The sequence below is a fragment of the Hominimerdicola alba genome (assembly GCF_900112155.1).
Taxonomy (GTDB): Bacteria; Bacillota; Clostridia; order Oscillospirales; family Ruminococcaceae; genus Hominimerdicola; species Hominimerdicola alba_D.
Map to the genome: position 1 here is coordinate 40,942 of NZ_FOKQ01000004.1, position 16,626 is coordinate 57,567.

Consider the following 16,626-nt stretch of genomic DNA (forward strand, 5'->3'; position numbering starts at 1 on the left):
TTAAGGTGGGCAACGGATAATAAATATGAATAAAGAAAAAGTAAAAAATAAAGTAGTCAATGGCTGTCTGATCGCCATTATTGGTTGGTCGCTTTTTTTCGCTGTCATGGTTGCTATCAGTGTGCTTCCAAAGATCCATACATCTTTTGGCGATAAAGAGATCGAGATCATTCGCAAACATATGGGCATTACGATCGATGGCAATTCTACTCCCGTAAAGCTAAAGGAAACTCATGGCGGCGGGGATAGTTTCTATGAGCTGTGGCTTGAAGATATCGATGATCCCGAAAAATTTATGGAGAACTGCTATGACGGGTCATACGCTGTTATTGAGGACAAAAGTGATCTGCAAGAATTCGGCGGAGGATTTCCGTATGAATACAATTACGATGACAGGTTATTATTTGAGGATTCATATATCGTGTACACCCGTGCGTATAACAATGGGTCTAAACCCAGTCGCTATTATTATATAATAGCGTTTTACAAAGACGGGGACAGCTTCAAAGCGAAGGTCGTTGATGAAGATTGATAACAAGGCAAAAAGAGGGTAATAATATGGACAACAAATCAGATTTCAGGATAAGCGCAGTAAGCGAGTGAGTGAAAGAAATATGATAAAATACATATCAAAAGAAGACAAACCGAAAATAAAGCCCGGTTGTCTGATAGTCTCTTTGGGCGTGTGGGGGTTTTTCATCTTCATAATAATAAGCATAATTATAAGTACGCTTCCGAAGACCTATACATCTTTCGGTGACGAAGAGATGGAGATTATCAACCAACGTCTGGGCATTACGATCAAGGGAAGTACGACCCCCGTAAAGCTGAAGTGGATCCGTGGAAGAGACCCTGATTATGAACTTTGGCTGGAAAATATAGATGACCCCGAAGAGTTTATGGAGAACTGCTATAACGGCACGTACTTTGTTGTTGAGAACAAAAGTAATCTGATAGAATTCGGAGAGAAAAAAATCAGTTCATTATACGATTACAACAGCAGTTTAACAGCAGGCAGTTCATATATCATCTACAACTGCGATAGATACAGCGAATATAATGTAGTGTTCTACAAGGACGGAGACAGTTTCAAAGCAAAGGTCTATGCAGATGATAGATAAAAAGAGGGTAATAATACGGACAACAAACTGTATCTAAGGATAAGCGCAGTAAGCGAGTGAGAAAAGAATTATTATGAAAAAAACAATAAAACAATTGATTCGTGACTTTCTTAAACTCATTGCAGCAATTGTTATTTTTGGCGCATTAGTATATTTCATCATAGATCATGCGACGCACCGCACAATCAGATTTTTCGGTGATGAAGATATCGAGATGATCCACAAAAGAATGAGTATTACGATAGAGGGAAATACAACTCCCGTTAAATTTGAGGAAACTCATGGCGCCGGGGATTATTCCTATTACCTTTGGCTGAAAAATATCGATGACCCGGAAGAGTTTATGGAGAACTGCTATGACGGCACGTACTCTGTTGTTGAGAACGTAAATGATCTGAAAAAAGGTTTCGGTGATGAGGGTCGCGATTACGATTATGATAATGACCTTAGATTGGGCAGCGCATATATCGCATACAACTGCGATAGATACAGCGAATATAATATAGCGTTCTACAAGGACGAAGACAGCTACAAAGCAAAGTTATATGCAGCCAAGCGTTAACAAGAAAAAGAGGGTAATAATATGGACAACAAACAAGATTTCAAAAACCCCAACGAGGTAAAACAACCTCTGAGCAGTAACAATATACAGGGCTTTCAGGGGAACGGCGCATTCTATCAGGAGCTCACTCCTGCGAAGCCGAAGCGCGATCTCAGGATAAACGCAAGCATATCGGGCAAGACCTTCGGCAGAGTGGTGCTGGGTTTTGTGGGGGCTTCCGCCATCGGGCTGATAGCGGCTGTCATCGTGATACTCAGATTTATATTCGGGTGAAGCTATGGCTGATTTTTTCATACGCGAAGTACGTCCCGAGGATGCCGAAGATATCGCCGAAATAAGCCGCGAAGACCTGGGCTATCCCTGTGATGCGGAGATGGTCAGGGCGAATATATCGGGGCTGGACAGTTCCCGCGAAGCAGTTTTCGTTGCCGAGATGAACGGCAGAGCCGTGGGGTATATCCATGTAGAAGAGTACAAAGTTTTGTACTGTGAGAAGATGGTGAACTATCTGGGGCTGGCAGTAAGCGGCAAATGCAGACGGTTGGGCATAGGTGCGGCACTGATAAAAGCCGCGGAAGAATGGGCTAAAGAGCGTGGCATAACGCTAGTTCGACTGAATTCGGGCAGCACCCGAATAGGGGCACATGAGTTCTACAAGCGGCAAGGCTACAATGGCGACAAGATGCAGGTGCATTTCACCAAGAGATTATAAGTACATAAGATTGGATAGGTATAAATATGACACAGGAAGTTAACAGGGATAATATCCCGCCAAGACCCAAAAAGAATAAGGGTTGTATCATCGCGGTGGTGGTGATGGTGCTGCTGTTTTTCGGGTTTATGCTTTACGCTATGATAGACTTCCGAAACATGATCCATAAGGACTGGAAACGTTTCGATGATGAACGCATAGCAAAAGTCGAGAAATATCTTGATATGACCATTCCCGACGAAGTTACTCCGGTGAGATTCAAGTGGTATTCTGCTCCGGGGGATGGCACTTGTTTCAACAAGCTGATAGTTGAAGGTATAAGCGACCCGAATGATTTTATTGACAAAGCTTTTTCGGGGGCAGATATAAAAGAAATCACGCCCGATAATGAAAGGTTTTCAGGAATATGTAACACGCTGTACGAAGTATCTGAAGATCTGGATCTCAGTATAGAATTCTCCGATGTATACGAACGTGTATCCACCAAAAAAGACGAAAGAATAGATAAATATTACATAGGCTTCAGCAAAACAGACAGCGGTTATTGTGCTGTGATAACTTGTCTGAATGATTATTAAAGACAGAAAATGAGAAACATCTCACCAAGAGATTATGAGTACATAAAACAGGACAGAAACGAGCTGACAGTATGGAAAAAGAAAAAAGTCCAAAGAAAAAACAGCTGATAACAAACTTGATAAGAATAGCTCTTCTGCTACTGGTATTTTTCGGGGCTTTAATATACCCTTGCTATCATTTCATGAAACAAACCCACAAAGACTGGGACACTTTCAATGATAAACGCATAGCCGAAGTTGAGAAGCGCCTTGACATGACTATTCCGTCGGGTGCCGAACCTTTAAAGTTTAATTGGTCTACCGGTGCAGGAGATGTCCAAGCAAGGCTGATAGTCGGCGGTATAAGCGATCCCGAAGAATTTATCGAAAAGGCATTTCCGGAGATCGAGGTAAAAGAGCTTTCTGCTGATGAGAACCTGGCTGACGTACTGGACGCACTAAATGAAAGCACGCCCGAAAATGAAAAGAGCGGAGAACTGCTAAAAGTCCCGACCGATAATAAAAGCTTCGGTGATATTAAAAGCGAGCTGGAAGAATCAGCTTCAAAGTTGGGATACAGCATTGAATTTACCGAGGTATATGACCGTTTTTACCCTGACAGGATCCGGGGTATGTATTATTATTACATCGGCTTTGGCAAGGCTGATGACGGATATTATGCCAAGATATTATATTATACATTATAATTACTAACAGTTGAAAAGTTAAATAGAAGAGAGGGAACACCATGGATCTTTGGTTTACTGAAAAGCATACGGACGATGTTAATTTTACTATAAAGGTAAAGAAACAGCTCTACTCGGGCAAGAGCTATTATCAGGAGATAGATGTCTTCGATACCTACGAATTCGGGCGGGTGCTGGTGCTTGACGGCTTCATCATGCTGACCGAAAAGGACGAGTATATCTATCACGAGATGGTAACAGCCGTGCCTATGGCTGTGAATCCCGATATCAAGAATGTACTGGTCATCGGTGCGGGCGACGGCGGAACTATCCGCGAGCTGACCCGCTATGAATCCATCACAAATATCGATATGGTGGAGATAGACGAGCAGGTGGTGGAAGTCTGCAAGGAGTATCTCCCACAGACAGCCTGCAAGTTCGATGACCCCAGAGTACACCTGTTTTTTGAGGACGGTCTGAAATACGTCCGCCGAAAGAGCAGTGAATATGACCTTATCATAGTTGATTCCACCGACCCATTCGGCCCCGGCGAGGGTCTTTTCACAAAGGAGTTCTACGGCAACTGCTTCAAGGCGCTGACGGACGACGGCATACTGATAAATCAGCATGAGAGCACCTACTATGACAGCTATGTTGATATGGTGACCCGCACCCACAAGCGCATCGGCGCAAACTTCCCTGTTTCGATGGTATATCAAGCGCACATACCCACATACCCCTCGGGGCACTGGCTTTTCGGCTTTGCATCGAAGAACCTGCACCCCGTATACGACCTCAAAGCCGACCGCTGGAAAGAGTTCGGCATAAAGACCCGCTACTACAACACCGACCTGCACAAAGGCTGTTTCGCACTGCCCAATGATGTGCTGGAGATACTGGAGAATTCGTAACAACGGGAGTTTTAGACCAGGCACTTTTTTAGAATTATTACAGTATCATTTAATTGGAGAATAACCATGTATTATTTTTTATTTGATAATCATAATTCAAGAAATCAGGCGATAGATTGTGCTAACGATTATGACAGAGAAATCTGCGATAACTGCGGTGCTATACACATAAGATACAAAGGCATATTTAAATTCAAGATAATGGGAAAGCTTTATGATTATTATACCTATATCGGTATGCCCGTTATATCTGAAAAATTTTTGAATATTCTTAGGGAAAATGGATTCACAGGTTATGAAGTCAGTGAGACAGCTCCACGCTACGGCACTGTAACAACAGTAGGTGACCCGATAAAGGAGAAGTATTATAGCCTAACGGTTACAGGCAGATGTGGACCTATATGTGATATGAATGGTGAACCTTTTCCTTATTGCAAAAAATGCAAATACAAAATGGATAGTATTGGACTTATTGCAACTGGCGTTTCTATTGCTCCTGATGCATACGATGGCAGTGACTTGTTTGCGTTTGACAGTTTGTACAATATTCCTATTATTTCAGAAAAAGTTAAGAACGTACTTATAAAAAGCAAACTGACTAATCTCAGGTTTGTTCCCTTAACAGAATACATATACGATGCAAAGATAACTAAAGAGCATGCTATAAGAAGGATAAAAAAAGGAGTTGCCTATCCCGAACTCATTGAAGCTTGGCTTAAATACGGCGTGCTGACTGAGCAGGAACTGAATGAGCAGCTAAATAAATGAAAATAAAAGTTGTGAGATAAATTCTGACCTATCTTGTGAACCCTTTTATAAAGCAAGTTTTAAACACCCACGTCTATACCGAAAGGAGAATAATAATGTTAGAGAAAAATGTACAGACTTTCATCGCCTGCGACTGCGAGTACGATGAAGCAAAGATAGTAATGTTCGGCGCACCTTTTGACAGCACCACTTCATTCCGCCCGGGAACGAGGTTTGCAAGCCAGGCGATGAGGAGCGAGAGCTTCGGCATTGAGACTTTCTCGGTGTACCAGATGAAGGATATGCTGGATATAAAGGTATTCGACAGCGGCGACCTTGAACTGCCTTTCGGCTCACCCGAAAGAGCACTTGACGATATCAAGGAAAGAACTGCCACCATACTTGCAGACGGCAAGATACCATGCATGATAGGCGGCGAACATCTTGTTACCCTTGGTGCTGTAAGAGCCTGCGCTGAGAAGTATCCCGACCTGCACGTTATACAGTTCGATGCCCACGCAGACCTCCGCGAGGATTATCTGGGTGTGAAGCTTTCTCATGCCTGCGTGATGCGCCGCTGTCAGGAGATACTTGGCGACGGCAGACTCTTCCAGTTCGGCATACGCAGTGCCGATAAGAGCGAAGTTGAATTCGTTATGCAGGAGCACACTTCCCTGAACCTTTTCGACTTCCGCACTCTCCGCGAAGTCGCTGGATATATCGGCAATGCGCCTGTATACTTCACCCTTGATATGGACGTTCTCGACCCCTCGGAATTCCCCGGCACAGGCACCCCTGAGGCTGGCGGTGTGCGTTTCGATGAACTGCTGGACGCTATCGAAGTGCTTTCCGAGCTGAATATCGTGGGCTTTGATATGAACGAGCTTTCACCTGCATACGACCCCAGCGGAAGAAGCACAGCCCTCGCCTGCAAGACCATGCGCGAGATGCTTCTGAGGTTCCACGGGTAAGTAAAATTCAGGATATCCCTTGGGCGGGCGGTTGACAGCAGAGACTGTCTGTGTTATCATGGGTTTAAGGTCAGTACGGCGAAAGCCTTGGAGGGTATATGGAATTTGAGAAAAAGCCCGCGGCTGCTTATCTTGTTAGAGATGAGATAGAGAAAGTCCGCAGGGAAAAGGGCATAGCCCCGGATAGGTTCCGAGAGTTCGCAAAATCGGGCTGGAAGGACATCATCACAAAATTCTGCTATACATTCCTCGATATGAAAAAACAGCGCGTGAGCAGTCTTGCGTACAGCTGGCTCAATTTCAGGGTCGGACTTGCCCACAGTGAGCCGCTGAGATGCGGGGCTGACGAATTCGCCTATTTTTCGCAGGTACGAGAACTTATACCCCAAGAGGACAGGGACAGCAAACTGTTTCTGATACTCTCGGAAGGCTGGGTATATGAGGGCTATGCCGAGGAGATATTCTTGGTTCTGTCCGAGATATTCCATCTGGAAGATGCTTACATAGTATCACCAAAGTTTCGCTGGGTGATATGCCACTGCGATGACGGCGAATGTGCCGTGTTTTCCGCCGTAAAGGACTGACCGAAAGGCAACACCGCACAGCCATCTGCTTGCAGACCTTGTGCAAAGCGCACATACATTGCTGCGTATGTTTATGAAAGATCACACCATATAAATCCTCCTCTGAAACGTATATAATATGTGAGCGGCAAAGCGCCGTGAATTGAAAATACTATCAGGGAGGGAACGGCTGTGAAACAGTTAGCGGTATCGCCTTAATAATTCTAACGGGGTGATATTATGGACAGAAAACTGATGATGAGCGCAGTGACAAAATTCCTCATAGGACTGGTGATGCTGGGTCTGCTGATATTCCTGCCTGCGGGGACGATGGCTTTTGCACAGGGCTGGATATTCATGGCAGTGCTTTTCGTGCCGATGTTCTTCATCGGTGTGGTGCTTGCCTTGAAAAGTCCCGAACTGCTGAGAAAACGCCTTAACAGCAAGGAACAGGAGACCACCCAGAAAGGCGTGGTAATATCCAGTATGCTGATGTTCTTAGGCGGCTTCATCACGGCGGGGCTGAGTTTCCGCTTCGGCTGGCTGAGGCTCCCCATGTGGGTGAGCATTACGGCGGCGGTGATATTCCTTATAGGATATGCCATGTATGCCGAGGTTCTCCGCGAGAACGAGTATCTCTCACGCACGGTGGAAGTTCAGGAGGAACAGAAAGTCATCGATACAGGGCTTTACGGAGTGATACGTCACCCCATGTACACTGCGACTATTCTGATGTTCTGCTCGGCACCCCTGGTGCTGGGCTCGGTGATATCCTTTGTGATATTTCTCGCCTACCCCGTTATAATCGTAACAAGGATAGGCAACGAGGAAAAAGTCCTTGAACAGGGGCTCAAAGGGTATTCAGACTACAAGAAGAAAGTTAGGTACAGGCTTATGCCTTTTGTGTGGTGAATTACTATGAAAGAAAAAATAATTTCTGTTTTAAAAAAGATATATGTGCTGATGATAATACTGAGCATATTAGGTGCTGTTTATATTGTCAAGCATATCGTTCGAACCCCTCCTAATAAAGGAGATATCATGAAAATAGAATTCAGCGGTGCGCCCGAGGGAACAGTATACGCAGATATTCTCGGTAAGATAGACAGCACTGATGAAAGCTATTCCGTTTTCAATTTTATTCCAAATAAACCCCTTGCCGACCAAACTCTGGTCGTTGACAGGGTTCCGATGGAAATAGATGAAAACAGCGAAATAGCCAGGTATAACGAGGACGGTTATATGTCACTGTCCATCCATTCAACAGATCTGGAATACTTCGATCTGGACGGAAGTGACAGTTATCGTCTTTATCTGAATTGTTCTGCTAAAAACTTATATAAAAAATACGGCAAATTCAGGATCGCTTATGTAGGCGAACACGGTGAGGTGCTTGGTGTGACGAAGAAAACATCAAACGCCTATGATATTCATGAAGGGTATGCTGTCAGCACTGATGGTAAGAAGGCAAAGTTTATTTACGATGATTTCTCACCATTGTATTATGTGTCATTTTACATTATTATCATCACGATAGCAGTAACGGTAATCGTTATACCTGTGATGATCATCGTGCATATCAATGATAAGATAAGCTGGAAGATGTGGGTCAGGGAAGAGCTGAATAAAAATTCAGGCAGCAAGGACGATGCTGATAATACTTAAATAGATATGCGGATCTATCCGCTTTACCAATAAAAATTTAAAACCGAAAGGAAGATGTTAAAATGTCAAGAGCTTTGATAATAGGTGCAGGAGGAGTAGCAGGTGTTGTTATACACAAGTGCTGCCAGAACAGTGAGGTGTTCACCGATATCTGTATCGCCAGCAGGACAAAGTCCAAGTGCGACAAGTTCAAGGAGGAGCTTCAGGGCAAGACCAAGACAAATATCACTACCGCACAGGTAAACGCTGATAACGTTCCCGAGCTGGTGGCGCTGATGAAGGAGTACAAGCCCGATATCTGTATCAACGTGGCTCTCCCTTATCAGGATCTGCATATAATGGACGCTTGCCTTGAATGCAAGGTGGACTATCTGGATACCGCAAACTACGAGCCTGAGGATACTGCTAAGTTTGAATACAGCTGGCAGTGGGCTTACCGCGAGAGATTCGAGAAAGCAGGCATCACCGCTGTGCTGGGTTCGGGCTTCGACCCCGGTGTTACAGGGGTATTCTGCGCTTATGCACAGAAGCACTACTTCGATGAGATAAACTATATCGATATCCTGGACTGCAACGGCGGCGACCACGGCTATCCCTTTGCTACCAACTTCAACCCCGAGATCAACATCCGTGAGGTAAGCGCAAAGGGCAGCTACATTCAGGACGGCAAGTGGGTAGAAACTGAGCCTATGGAGATCAAGAGAGTATACAACTTCGATCAGGTGGGCGAAAAGGATATGTACCTGCTGCACCACGAAGAACTGGAATCCCTCGCACTGAATATCAGGGGCATCAAGAGGATACGTTTCTTCATGACCTTCGGTCAGAGCTACCTGACACACCTGAAGTGTCTGGAGAATGTTGGTATGACTTCCATCGAGCCTATCATGTACGAGGGCAAGGAGATAGTACCTCTCCAGTTCCTGAAGGCTGTACTGCCTGATCCTGCAAGCCTTGGCCCCAGAACTAAGGGCAAGACCAATATCGGCTGTATCTTCCAGGGCAAGAAAGATGGTCAGGACAAGACCTACTATGTATACAACGTATGCGACCATCAGGAGTGCTACAAGGAAGTTGGCTCACAGGCTATATCCTACACCACAGGCGTACCCGCAATGATAGGCGCTATGATGGTGCTGACAGGCAAGTGGAAGAAGCCCGGCGTATACAACGTTGAGGAATTCGATCCCGATCCTTTCATGGAAGCACTGAACAAGTGGGGTCTGCCTTGGACAGAGAATTTCAATCCTGTACTCGTGGACTAATTCATAATTAAAGTGAGTCGCTTATACGTTGTTTGAGATCAATCATTTTGCAGACGTAAAAAAGATGGTTGGTGGTATTTTCTTCCCCCGCCTGCGGCGGGGGAAGAAAACACCTTGCTAAATAACGGCGTGTCAAGGGACTGCTTTTGGGGTTCAAAACTATGGATTTTATAAATAGATATTTACCAATACTTAGCGAGCTGACTGAGTCTGATACGGTGATAATATTCGTTATCGGAGCAGGGTTGGGGTTTTTGTTCGGCTTTCTGTTTAAAGACATCAGACACAGGAATCGCGCGTTGATCTCCTGCGCGGCGGCATATGCCCTTTGTGAGATAATAGCCGATATTCCTATGCGTGCGAACTTTTTATTGGAGATCATTCTGCTGTTCATCGGAACAGCGGCGTTGGGGGCTTTGGCGGGGATAGCTCTGAATCTCCCTGTTTATATGCTTCTGGCTAAGAAAAAAACATAATATTATCGGGCGGCAGTGGGTCGCCCGATAGCTTTACGGAGATGATAATGTTTGATACAAAATGTTGACGTGGCAGCAGAAACGCCGCCACGCAAGAAGAAAATCAGGCATATAGTGGCTGCGGTCTTGCTTGGGATCATCGTGATCTATATAGTATCGGGAGCGCTGTTCTGGAAGATAGGTATGCCCGCATTTATGTTTGGATATGAGAAAAACGACAACGGCGGCATAACCATCACCAATTACTACGGACCTTATCTGCACGTACATATACCCGACAAGATAGACGGGCTTGATGTTACGGAGATAGGGTTTGAAGCTTTCGGTCCCAAGTTAAGTCCACATAGCGCCAAAGATAAATTTAAGAGTTTGGTATGCCGAAATATCCGTGAGGTAAGATTACCTGATACCGTGGAAAAAATTGACTTGCTTGCATTTGGAGGGTGTAATAACCTTACTGATGTAAATATACCAAGTTCACTGCGTGAGTTAGGCGGTAATATTTTTATGGATACAAAAATAAAAGAGATAGAACTGCCGGAAGGAATGACCAAAATAGATTTTCACGCATTTTTAGGTTCAAGTTCTCTTGAAAAGGTCACACTGCCCGACAGCATTGAGGCAATTGATTGTGCTGCTTTTGCAGATTGCAATAATCTCAAGGAAATAAATTTGCCTGACGGGCTGAAAATAGTCAGCGCATATGCATTTGATAGAACCGCGCTTTCCAAGGTCACGCTGCCTGACAGCGTTGAAGAGATAGATTATTTAGCTTTTGCAGATTGCAAAAATCTCAAAGAAATAAATGTGCCTGAAGGGCTGAAAAAGATCTACTCAAATGCATTTTTAAGAAGCGGGCTTTCCGCTGAACAAAAGCAGGCATTTTTCGATAAGGCAGAAGAGGTCAAGTAAGCATAACGGATTCGGGCGGCTTGCCGCACGAAGATTTTAAGGAGATAATACAGTATGACACTAAATGAAGAAGAACAAAAGGCTGCGGCACGTCCAAAGAAAAAAATCGGGTTTATAGTGGCTGCGATATTGCTTTTGCTTATCGCGGTCTATGCCATTCTGGGCGCGGTGTTCTGGAAGATAGGTATGCCCGCATTTATGTTTGGATATGAGAAAAACGACAAGGGCGGCATAACCATCACCAATTACTACGGTACTTATCTGCACGTACATATACCAGACAAGATAGACGGGCTTGAAGTAACGGAGATAGGGCATGGTTCTATCGGCGATACAAATGATAAAAACAAATCTGCCTTTCAGCTATTTATAAGTAAAAATATCCGTGAGGTCAGATTACCTGATACCGTGGTTTAAATTGACTGGTTTGCCTTTAGTTGGTGTTATAAACTTACCAATGTAAATATGCCAAGCTCATTGCGTGAATTAAGCGCAGGCGCTTTTGCCAATACTAGTATAAAAGAGATCGAACTTCCGGAAGGAATGACAAAAATAGATGATTTCGCATTTGCTTTTTCATATCAACTGGAAAAGGTCACACTGCCTGACAGCATTGAGGAGATAGATGAAGGTGCTTTTTATAGTTGCCCAAAACTCAAAGAAATAAATGTGCCTGAAGGGCTGAAAAAGATCAGATCAAATGCATTTGTTAAAAGCGGGCTTTCCGATGAGCAAAAGCAGGCATTTTTCGATAAGGCAGAAGAGGTCAAGTAAGCATAACGGTCATTCGCTGAGGCGGCTTGCCGCACGAAGATTTAAGGAGATCATACAGTATGACACTAAATGAAGCGGGACAAAAGGCTGTGGCACGTCCCAGGAAAAAAAGATATATAGTGGCTGCGATATTGCTTGGGCTTATCGCGGTCTATGCCATTCTGGGCGCGGTGTTCTGGAAGATAGGTATGCCCGCATTTATGTTTGGATATAAGAAAAACGACAACGGTGGCATAACCATCACTAATTACTACGGAACTTATCTTCACGTACATATCCCTGACAAGATAGATGGTCTTGATGTTACGGAGATAGGGCGTAGAGTTTTCGATAACGACTCTGATTCACATAGCGTCAAAACTAAATTTAAGAGCTTGGTTTGCCGAAATATCCGTGAGGTAAGATTGCCTGATACCGTGGAAAAAATAGGATCTTTCGCCTTTCATCGTTGCTATAACCTTACTGATGTAAATATACCAAGTTCACTGCGTGAAACAGGCGAATGTATTTTTACCTTTACAAGTATAAAAGAAATTGAACTTCCGGAAGGAATGACCAAAATAGAGCACCTCGCATTTGGGTATTTACCTTATCTTGAAAAGGTCACACTGCCCGACAGCATTGAGGAATTAGGTGATGGTGCTTTTGCAGATTGCAATAATCTCAAGGAAATTAATTTGCCTGACGGGCTGAAAATAGTCAACGCATATGCTTTTGAATATTGCAAAGATCTCAAAGAAATAAATTTGCCTGACGGACTGAAAAAGGTCGGTGTATTTGCATTTTATGGAAGTGCGCTTTCCAAGGTCACACTGCCTGACAGCGTTGAGGAAATATATGATTATGCTTTTGCAAATTGCAATGATCTCAAAGAAATAAATGTGCCTGACGGGCTAAAAAAAATCAGCTCAAATGCATTTCTTAAAAGCGAGCTTTCCGATGAGCAAATACAGGCATTTTACGATAAGGCGGAAGAGGTCATAGATTAATTATCAAAAAACTTTCGGGCGTAGGTTGTTGCCCGATGATTTTAAGGAGATCATACAGTATGACACTAAATGAAGCGGGACAAAAGGCTGTGGCACGTCCCAAGAAAAAAATCAGGTATATAGTAGCTGCGATATTGCTTTTGCTTATCGCGGTCTATGCCATTTTTGGGGCGGTGTTCTGGAAGATAGGTATGCCCGCATTTATGTTTGGATATGAGAAAAACGACAACGGCGGAATAACCATCACTGATTACCTTGGACCTTATCTGTATGTACATATTCCCGATAAGATTGACGGAGTTGAGGTTACGGAGATAGGGTATCATGCTTTCAGCGATAAAAAGCCGGTGGATTTTCCTGCCAAAAGAACAGGCTTAAAGTCTCACTTACGCTTCTCGTTCAACGATAATATCCGTGAGGTAATAATACCTGATTCCGTGGAAAAAATTGGCGCGTTTGCCTTTGATGATTGTGAAAACCTTACTAATGTAAATATGCCAAGTTCATTGCGTGAAATAGAGCTAGACGCTTTTTCCGATACAAAAATAAAAGAGCTCGAACTTCCGGAAGGAATGACCAAAATAGATTATCACGCATTTGCTTTTTTAATTTATCTAGAAAAAATCACTTTACCTGACAGCATTGAGGAGATAGATAGAGCTGCTTTTGATACTTGCAGAAATCTCAAAGAGATAAATGTGCCAGCAGGACTGAAAAGGGTCGGCGAATATGCATTTTATGGAACCGGGCTTTCCGATGAGCAAATACAGGCATTTTACGATAAGGCAGAAGATGTTATATAAGCATTATGAGCATTCGCTGAGGCGGCTTGCCGTATCAGCGGGAAAGGTATGGTTGGTGTAAATGAAGTATTTACCAATATTTGGAGAATTGTTCGAGTCGGACACGGTGGTGTTTCTTATCATCGGGGCGGGGCTGGGATTTTTGCTGGGCTTCTTATTCAAAAACAGCAAAAGCAGAATACGCGCTGTGATCTCATTCGCGGCGGTGTACGCTGTGTGCGAGGGCATAGCAAATATCCATACTAACTTTTTAGTGGAGTTTATTCTGCTGTTCGTGGGAACAGCGGCGCTTGGGGCTATTGCGGGAGTGATCCTGAATATCCCTGTTTACAAGTTTTTATCTAAGTTAGGTTAAACGCAAAACAGATTCGGGCGGCGGGGTTGTCGCCCGATGATTTTAAGATGCTGAGAGTGTCGGTCACGGGCAGTTTCAGCGACAGAAAAATATATAAACAAACGGAGGGTCAACAATGACATTTGAAACACTTGGAAACAAAGAGAATCCTGCGGTACTGCTGATACACGGTATGCTGTGTACTGCTAAGGACTGCAGGGGCTTCGGGAAGTATCTGGCTGATGATTACTATGTCATCATGCCAACGCTGGACGGTCACGGTAACGACGGCACTGACCTGCTTTCCGCTGAGGGTGAGGCTTCAAAGATACTGGACTATCTCAGGGAGAATGGCATAGACAGACTGGCGCTGATACAGGGCAGTTCAATGGGCGCGGAGGTGGCGCTGGCGCTGTATGAACTGCTGAATGCAAAGGGCATACCTGTTCACAGATGCTTTTTTGACGGCGGTCCTTTCTTCGATTTTAAGCCTGCGTTCAGGCGGTTCATGTATGTGAGATTCAGGAATCTTGTGAAGATATTCGATACTGACGACCATGAGGAAGCTTACAGCAAGGTGATGGAAAGCGGCATTATCAAGTTCGTGGCAAAGGATAAGGCGGCGGAGTTTGAGCCCATGATACGCTCTATAACCGCTGAACGGAGAAGTTTTTCGGACAGCACCATCCGCAACATGGTGAAGATATGCTACAACTGCAAGCTGCCCCATTTTACCGAGGGCGAACAGCGGAAGATGATATTCTTCCATTCAAATGAAGAGCCTGCGGTGAAGTGCCGCAAACGTCTGGTGAAGGCGTACCCTGTGGCTGTATACCGCGGTATAAGCGGCTATGCCCACTGCGGTCTGCAAATCAAAAAGCCAAAGGGCTACGCGGAACTTCTGAAAAAGGCGATAAAAGAGGGGCTGTAAAAGAGTAAAATAATGGACAGGAGGCGTTTGTATGACACTTGAAGAACTTGAAAGACAGCAGGAAATACGGTTTCCGCAGGCTTTCCACAGGATATACGACATGGGTGCCATGAGCTGGCTGGAGCTTAGTCAGGGGGAGCGGAAAGCCCGTATCAGGGAGTATATCAGCGACAGCAAGGCGTTCCTGATGCTGGACGGTGCCTGCGAGATGTACCTGTTTGAAGAGGTACAGTCTGCGGCTGAGGAGCTTGCAAAGCTGGCTTCATGGATGGAAGAGGACAAGAAGCTCAGGATACGCAGCGGCGTGCGCATTGTGCCTTTCGGGCATGAGGGCGGCGGGGATATGTACTGCCTGCTGTACACCGATGGCAATCCCGAACCTGCGGTGGTGCTGTACCCCCATGACAGCTATGAAGCGCCTACTGTCTACGGCCGTGATTTTGATGAATTCGTGTACATACAGATGCTTCTGGCGGCGGAGAATGAGGAAGATGTGGAGGGTGAGCACTTCACCGAGAACATCAGGTACCTCAGCGACAAATACCGTCCGCTGGTGGAGGGAAAATCAGCCGATGAACTGACGGACGCGCTGTATTCCATGAATTTTCAGCACGCTGATATATGGGAGTGAGCCTATGAATCTGAAGCAGAAAAAAGACCTTGCATTGCAGGTGATAGAGGGGCTTGAAAAGCAGTACCCCGATGCGAAGTGCTCGCTGGAATATTCTCAGCCCCATGAACTGCTGATAGCAACGCGGCTTTCGGCGCAGTGTACCGATGCGCGGGTGAACATCGTGACAAAGGACCTGTTTGCAAAGTATCACAGCATAGCGGAGTTTGCCGATGCGGATATATCGGACATCGAGGAGATAGTTAAGCCCTGCGGACTTTACAAGACCAAGGCGAAGTCCATAAAGGAGATGTGCATACAGCTCCGCGATGAGCACGGCGGGACTCTGCCCGACACCCTGGAGGGGCTGACGAAACTCAGCGGCATAGGGCGAAAGACGGCGAACCTCATCATGGGGGATATCTACCACAAGCCCGCCGTGGTGACGGACACCCACTGTATACGCATAACAGGGCGGCTTGGTCTGGTGAAGAGCAAGGAGCCCGCCAAGGTGGAGCAGGAACTCTGGAAGATACTTCCACCCGACAAGAGCAACGACCTGTGCCACAGACTGGTGCTTTTCGGCAGAGAGTTCTGTACTGCAAGAAGCCCGAAATGCGGCGGCTGTCCGCTTAGGAATATATGCGTTTCAAAAAGTGAATGATAAGCCGAATTTTGGGCAGAATGATACCGAGGGATGACCTCGGTATTTTTTTGTGGGGAGTGTTCACATGGAAGAAAACAGGAAACTTACGGAGCTGCTGGGCAGGGACAGGGAGAGCAGAGCGTTTTTCGCTTCTCTTTCACCTGAGCTGAGACGTTTGCTGATGGCTCGTGATATCGGGAATTTTCAGACGCTGAAAAAGGCTGTGACCGAATGCGGCGGGGAGACTTTCGCGGCGGAGGACATGACTGAGGGTCAGGCGGCTTCAAATACGGAGAGCACTGGTATTTTTCCGCGGGGTGAGGATATCTCCGAGGGGAAATGGCATGAGCTGGGCGGCAGATGACAACAGAAAAACGGCGTTCTCCCGAGG

25 protein-coding genes are annotated in these 16,626 nt (G+C 45.2%); all 25 read left to right on the forward strand.

Annotated features, from left to right (window positions below; translation table 11 throughout):
* The first annotated feature begins 25 nt into the window (after positions 1–25).
* The 25 genes from BM265_RS03340 to BM265_RS03460 all read left to right on the forward strand — a co-directional run bounded on the left by BM265_RS03340 (position 26) and on the right by BM265_RS03460 (position 16,599).
* The gene (locus BM265_RS03340; RefSeq protein WP_074960047.1) at positions 26–532 is read left to right on the forward strand and encodes a hypothetical protein; all 507 of its coding nucleotides are present in this window, start codon (positions 26–28) and stop codon (positions 530–532) included.
* Between the two features lie 67 nt (positions 533–599).
* A complete protein-coding gene (locus tag BM265_RS03345) occupies positions 600–1,121 on the forward strand; it encodes a hypothetical protein (protein ID WP_207646946.1) in 522 nt (173 codons plus the stop codon).
* A gap of 73 nt (positions 1,122–1,194) precedes the next feature.
* Entirely contained in the window at positions 1,195–1,683 is a 489-nt protein-coding gene (locus tag BM265_RS03350) for a hypothetical protein (protein ID WP_074960049.1), read from the forward strand.
* Between the two features lie 21 nt (positions 1,684–1,704).
* Positions 1,705–1,956 (forward strand): hypothetical protein, encoded by a 252-nt coding sequence (locus BM265_RS03355; protein WP_074960050.1) that lies wholly within the window; start codon positions 1,705–1,707, stop codon positions 1,954–1,956.
* A 4-nt stretch (positions 1,957–1,960) separates the two neighbouring features.
* Entirely contained in the window at positions 1,961–2,395 is a 435-nt protein-coding gene (locus BM265_RS03360; protein ID WP_074960051.1) for a GNAT family N-acetyltransferase, read from the forward strand.
* A gap of 26 nt (positions 2,396–2,421) precedes the next feature.
* Positions 2,422–2,973 (forward strand): hypothetical protein, encoded by a 552-nt coding sequence (locus tag BM265_RS03365; protein ID WP_074960052.1) that lies wholly within the window; start codon positions 2,422–2,424, stop codon positions 2,971–2,973.
* Positions 2,974–3,044: 71 nt separating this feature from the next.
* On the forward strand, positions 3,045–3,659 hold the full coding sequence (locus BM265_RS03370) for a hypothetical protein (protein WP_074960053.1): 615 nt from the start codon (positions 3,045–3,047) through the stop codon (positions 3,657–3,659).
* A gap of 41 nt (positions 3,660–3,700) precedes the next feature.
* Positions 3,701–4,549 carry a polyamine aminopropyltransferase gene (gene speE / locus BM265_RS03375; RefSeq protein WP_074960054.1) on the forward strand — a complete coding sequence of 283 codons (849 nt, stop codon included), beginning with the start codon at positions 3,701–3,703 and terminating at the stop codon, positions 4,547–4,549.
* Positions 4,550–4,615: 66 nt separating this feature from the next.
* Positions 4,616–5,317, forward strand: coding sequence for an Imm43 family immunity protein (locus BM265_RS03380; RefSeq protein ID WP_074960055.1), 702 nt, complete (start codon positions 4,616–4,618; stop codon positions 5,315–5,317).
* Between the two features lie 95 nt (positions 5,318–5,412).
* On the forward strand, positions 5,413–6,267 hold the full coding sequence (speB, locus tag BM265_RS03385; RefSeq protein WP_074960056.1) for an agmatinase: 855 nt from the start codon (positions 5,413–5,415) through the stop codon (positions 6,265–6,267).
* Positions 6,268–6,365: 98 nt separating this feature from the next.
* Positions 6,366–6,851, forward strand: a complete 486-nt coding sequence (locus tag BM265_RS03390; protein ID WP_074960057.1) for a DUF6756 family protein — start codon at positions 6,366–6,368, stop codon at positions 6,849–6,851.
* A gap of 219 nt (positions 6,852–7,070) precedes the next feature.
* Positions 7,071–7,742 (forward strand): methyltransferase family protein, encoded by a 672-nt coding sequence (locus BM265_RS03395; RefSeq protein WP_074960058.1) that lies wholly within the window; start codon positions 7,071–7,073, stop codon positions 7,740–7,742.
* Between the two features lie 129 nt (positions 7,743–7,871).
* Complete coding sequence (locus tag BM265_RS03400) at positions 7,872–8,495, forward strand: hypothetical protein (protein WP_143098664.1); 624 nt, start codon at positions 7,872–7,874, stop codon at positions 8,493–8,495.
* A 62-nt stretch (positions 8,496–8,557) separates the two neighbouring features.
* Positions 8,558–9,760 (forward strand): saccharopine dehydrogenase family protein, encoded by a 1,203-nt coding sequence (locus BM265_RS03405; protein ID WP_074960060.1) that lies wholly within the window; start codon positions 8,558–8,560, stop codon positions 9,758–9,760.
* A gap of 161 nt (positions 9,761–9,921) precedes the next feature.
* Positions 9,922–10,236 carry a hypothetical protein gene (locus BM265_RS03410; protein ID WP_074960061.1) on the forward strand — a complete coding sequence of 105 codons (315 nt, stop codon included), beginning with the start codon at positions 9,922–9,924 and terminating at the stop codon, positions 10,234–10,236.
* A gap of 51 nt (positions 10,237–10,287) precedes the next feature.
* Positions 10,288–11,148: a leucine-rich repeat domain-containing protein gene (locus BM265_RS03415; protein ID WP_074960062.1), complete on the forward strand. Its 861-nt coding sequence runs from the start codon at positions 10,288–10,290 to the stop codon at positions 11,146–11,148.
* A 54-nt stretch (positions 11,149–11,202) separates the two neighbouring features.
* Positions 11,203–11,565, forward strand: a complete 363-nt coding sequence (locus tag BM265_RS03420; protein WP_074960063.1) for a hypothetical protein — start codon at positions 11,203–11,205, stop codon at positions 11,563–11,565.
* On the forward strand, positions 11,566–11,922 hold the full coding sequence (locus BM265_RS03425) for a leucine-rich repeat domain-containing protein (protein WP_278287600.1): 357 nt from the start codon (positions 11,566–11,568) through the stop codon (positions 11,920–11,922).
* A 59-nt stretch (positions 11,923–11,981) separates the two neighbouring features.
* Positions 11,982–12,911: a leucine-rich repeat domain-containing protein gene (locus tag BM265_RS03430; protein ID WP_074960065.1), complete on the forward strand. Its 930-nt coding sequence runs from the start codon at positions 11,982–11,984 to the stop codon at positions 12,909–12,911.
* A gap of 59 nt (positions 12,912–12,970) precedes the next feature.
* Positions 12,971–13,714: a leucine-rich repeat domain-containing protein gene (locus BM265_RS03435; protein WP_074960066.1), complete on the forward strand. Its 744-nt coding sequence runs from the start codon at positions 12,971–12,973 to the stop codon at positions 13,712–13,714.
* 88 nt (positions 13,715–13,802) lie between these two features.
* Positions 13,803–14,069 carry a hypothetical protein gene (locus BM265_RS03440; RefSeq protein WP_207646947.1) on the forward strand — a complete coding sequence of 89 codons (267 nt, stop codon included), beginning with the start codon at positions 13,803–13,805 and terminating at the stop codon, positions 14,067–14,069.
* Positions 14,070–14,184: 115 nt separating this feature from the next.
* Positions 14,185–14,979, forward strand: coding sequence for an alpha/beta fold hydrolase (locus tag BM265_RS03445; protein WP_074960068.1), 795 nt, complete (start codon positions 14,185–14,187; stop codon positions 14,977–14,979).
* A gap of 31 nt (positions 14,980–15,010) precedes the next feature.
* Positions 15,011–15,610 (forward strand): SMI1/KNR4 family protein, encoded by a 600-nt coding sequence (locus tag BM265_RS03450; protein ID WP_074960069.1) that lies wholly within the window; start codon positions 15,011–15,013, stop codon positions 15,608–15,610.
* Between the two features lie 4 nt (positions 15,611–15,614).
* On the forward strand, positions 15,615–16,253 hold the full coding sequence (gene nth, locus BM265_RS03455; RefSeq protein WP_074960070.1) for an endonuclease III: 639 nt from the start codon (positions 15,615–15,617) through the stop codon (positions 16,251–16,253).
* Between the two features lie 67 nt (positions 16,254–16,320).
* Complete coding sequence (locus BM265_RS03460; RefSeq protein WP_074960071.1) at positions 16,321–16,599, forward strand: hypothetical protein; 279 nt, start codon at positions 16,321–16,323, stop codon at positions 16,597–16,599.
* Positions 16,600–16,626 lie beyond the last annotated feature (27 nt).

Coding starts and splice junctions, on each gene's coding strand:
- BM265_RS03340 (WP_074960047.1), top strand. CDS start 26: ATGAATAAAGAAAAAGTAAAAAATAAAGTAGTCAATGGCTGTCTGATC.
- BM265_RS03350 (WP_074960049.1), top strand. CDS start 1,195: ATGAAAAAAACAATAAAACAATTGATTCGTGACTTTCTTAAACTCATT.
- BM265_RS03355 (WP_074960050.1), top strand. CDS start 1,705: ATGGACAACAAACAAGATTTCAAAAACCCCAACGAGGTAAAACAACCT.
- BM265_RS03360 (WP_074960051.1), top strand. CDS start 1,961: ATGGCTGATTTTTTCATACGCGAAGTACGTCCCGAGGATGCCGAAGAT.
- BM265_RS03365 (WP_074960052.1), top strand. CDS start 2,422: ATGACACAGGAAGTTAACAGGGATAATATCCCGCCAAGACCCAAAAAG.
- BM265_RS03370 (WP_074960053.1), top strand. CDS start 3,045: ATGGAAAAAGAAAAAAGTCCAAAGAAAAAACAGCTGATAACAAACTTG.
- speE (WP_074960054.1), top strand. CDS start 3,701: ATGGATCTTTGGTTTACTGAAAAGCATACGGACGATGTTAATTTTACT.
- BM265_RS03380 (WP_074960055.1), top strand. CDS start 4,616: ATGTATTATTTTTTATTTGATAATCATAATTCAAGAAATCAGGCGATA.
- speB (WP_074960056.1), top strand. CDS start 5,413: ATGTTAGAGAAAAATGTACAGACTTTCATCGCCTGCGACTGCGAGTAC.
- BM265_RS03390 (WP_074960057.1), top strand. CDS start 6,366: ATGGAATTTGAGAAAAAGCCCGCGGCTGCTTATCTTGTTAGAGATGAG.
- BM265_RS03395 (WP_074960058.1), top strand. CDS start 7,071: ATGGACAGAAAACTGATGATGAGCGCAGTGACAAAATTCCTCATAGGA.
- BM265_RS03400 (WP_143098664.1), top strand. CDS start 7,872: ATGAAAATAGAATTCAGCGGTGCGCCCGAGGGAACAGTATACGCAGAT.
- BM265_RS03405 (WP_074960060.1), top strand. CDS start 8,558: ATGTCAAGAGCTTTGATAATAGGTGCAGGAGGAGTAGCAGGTGTTGTT.
- BM265_RS03410 (WP_074960061.1), top strand. CDS start 9,922: ATGGATTTTATAAATAGATATTTACCAATACTTAGCGAGCTGACTGAG.
- BM265_RS03420 (WP_074960063.1), top strand. CDS start 11,203: ATGACACTAAATGAAGAAGAACAAAAGGCTGCGGCACGTCCAAAGAAA.
- BM265_RS03430 (WP_074960065.1), top strand. CDS start 11,982: ATGACACTAAATGAAGCGGGACAAAAGGCTGTGGCACGTCCCAGGAAA.
- BM265_RS03435 (WP_074960066.1), top strand. CDS start 12,971: ATGACACTAAATGAAGCGGGACAAAAGGCTGTGGCACGTCCCAAGAAA.
- BM265_RS03445 (WP_074960068.1), top strand. CDS start 14,185: ATGACATTTGAAACACTTGGAAACAAAGAGAATCCTGCGGTACTGCTG.
- BM265_RS03450 (WP_074960069.1), top strand. CDS start 15,011: ATGACACTTGAAGAACTTGAAAGACAGCAGGAAATACGGTTTCCGCAG.
- nth (WP_074960070.1), top strand. CDS start 15,615: ATGAATCTGAAGCAGAAAAAAGACCTTGCATTGCAGGTGATAGAGGGG.
- BM265_RS03460 (WP_074960071.1), top strand. CDS start 16,321: ATGGAAGAAAACAGGAAACTTACGGAGCTGCTGGGCAGGGACAGGGAG.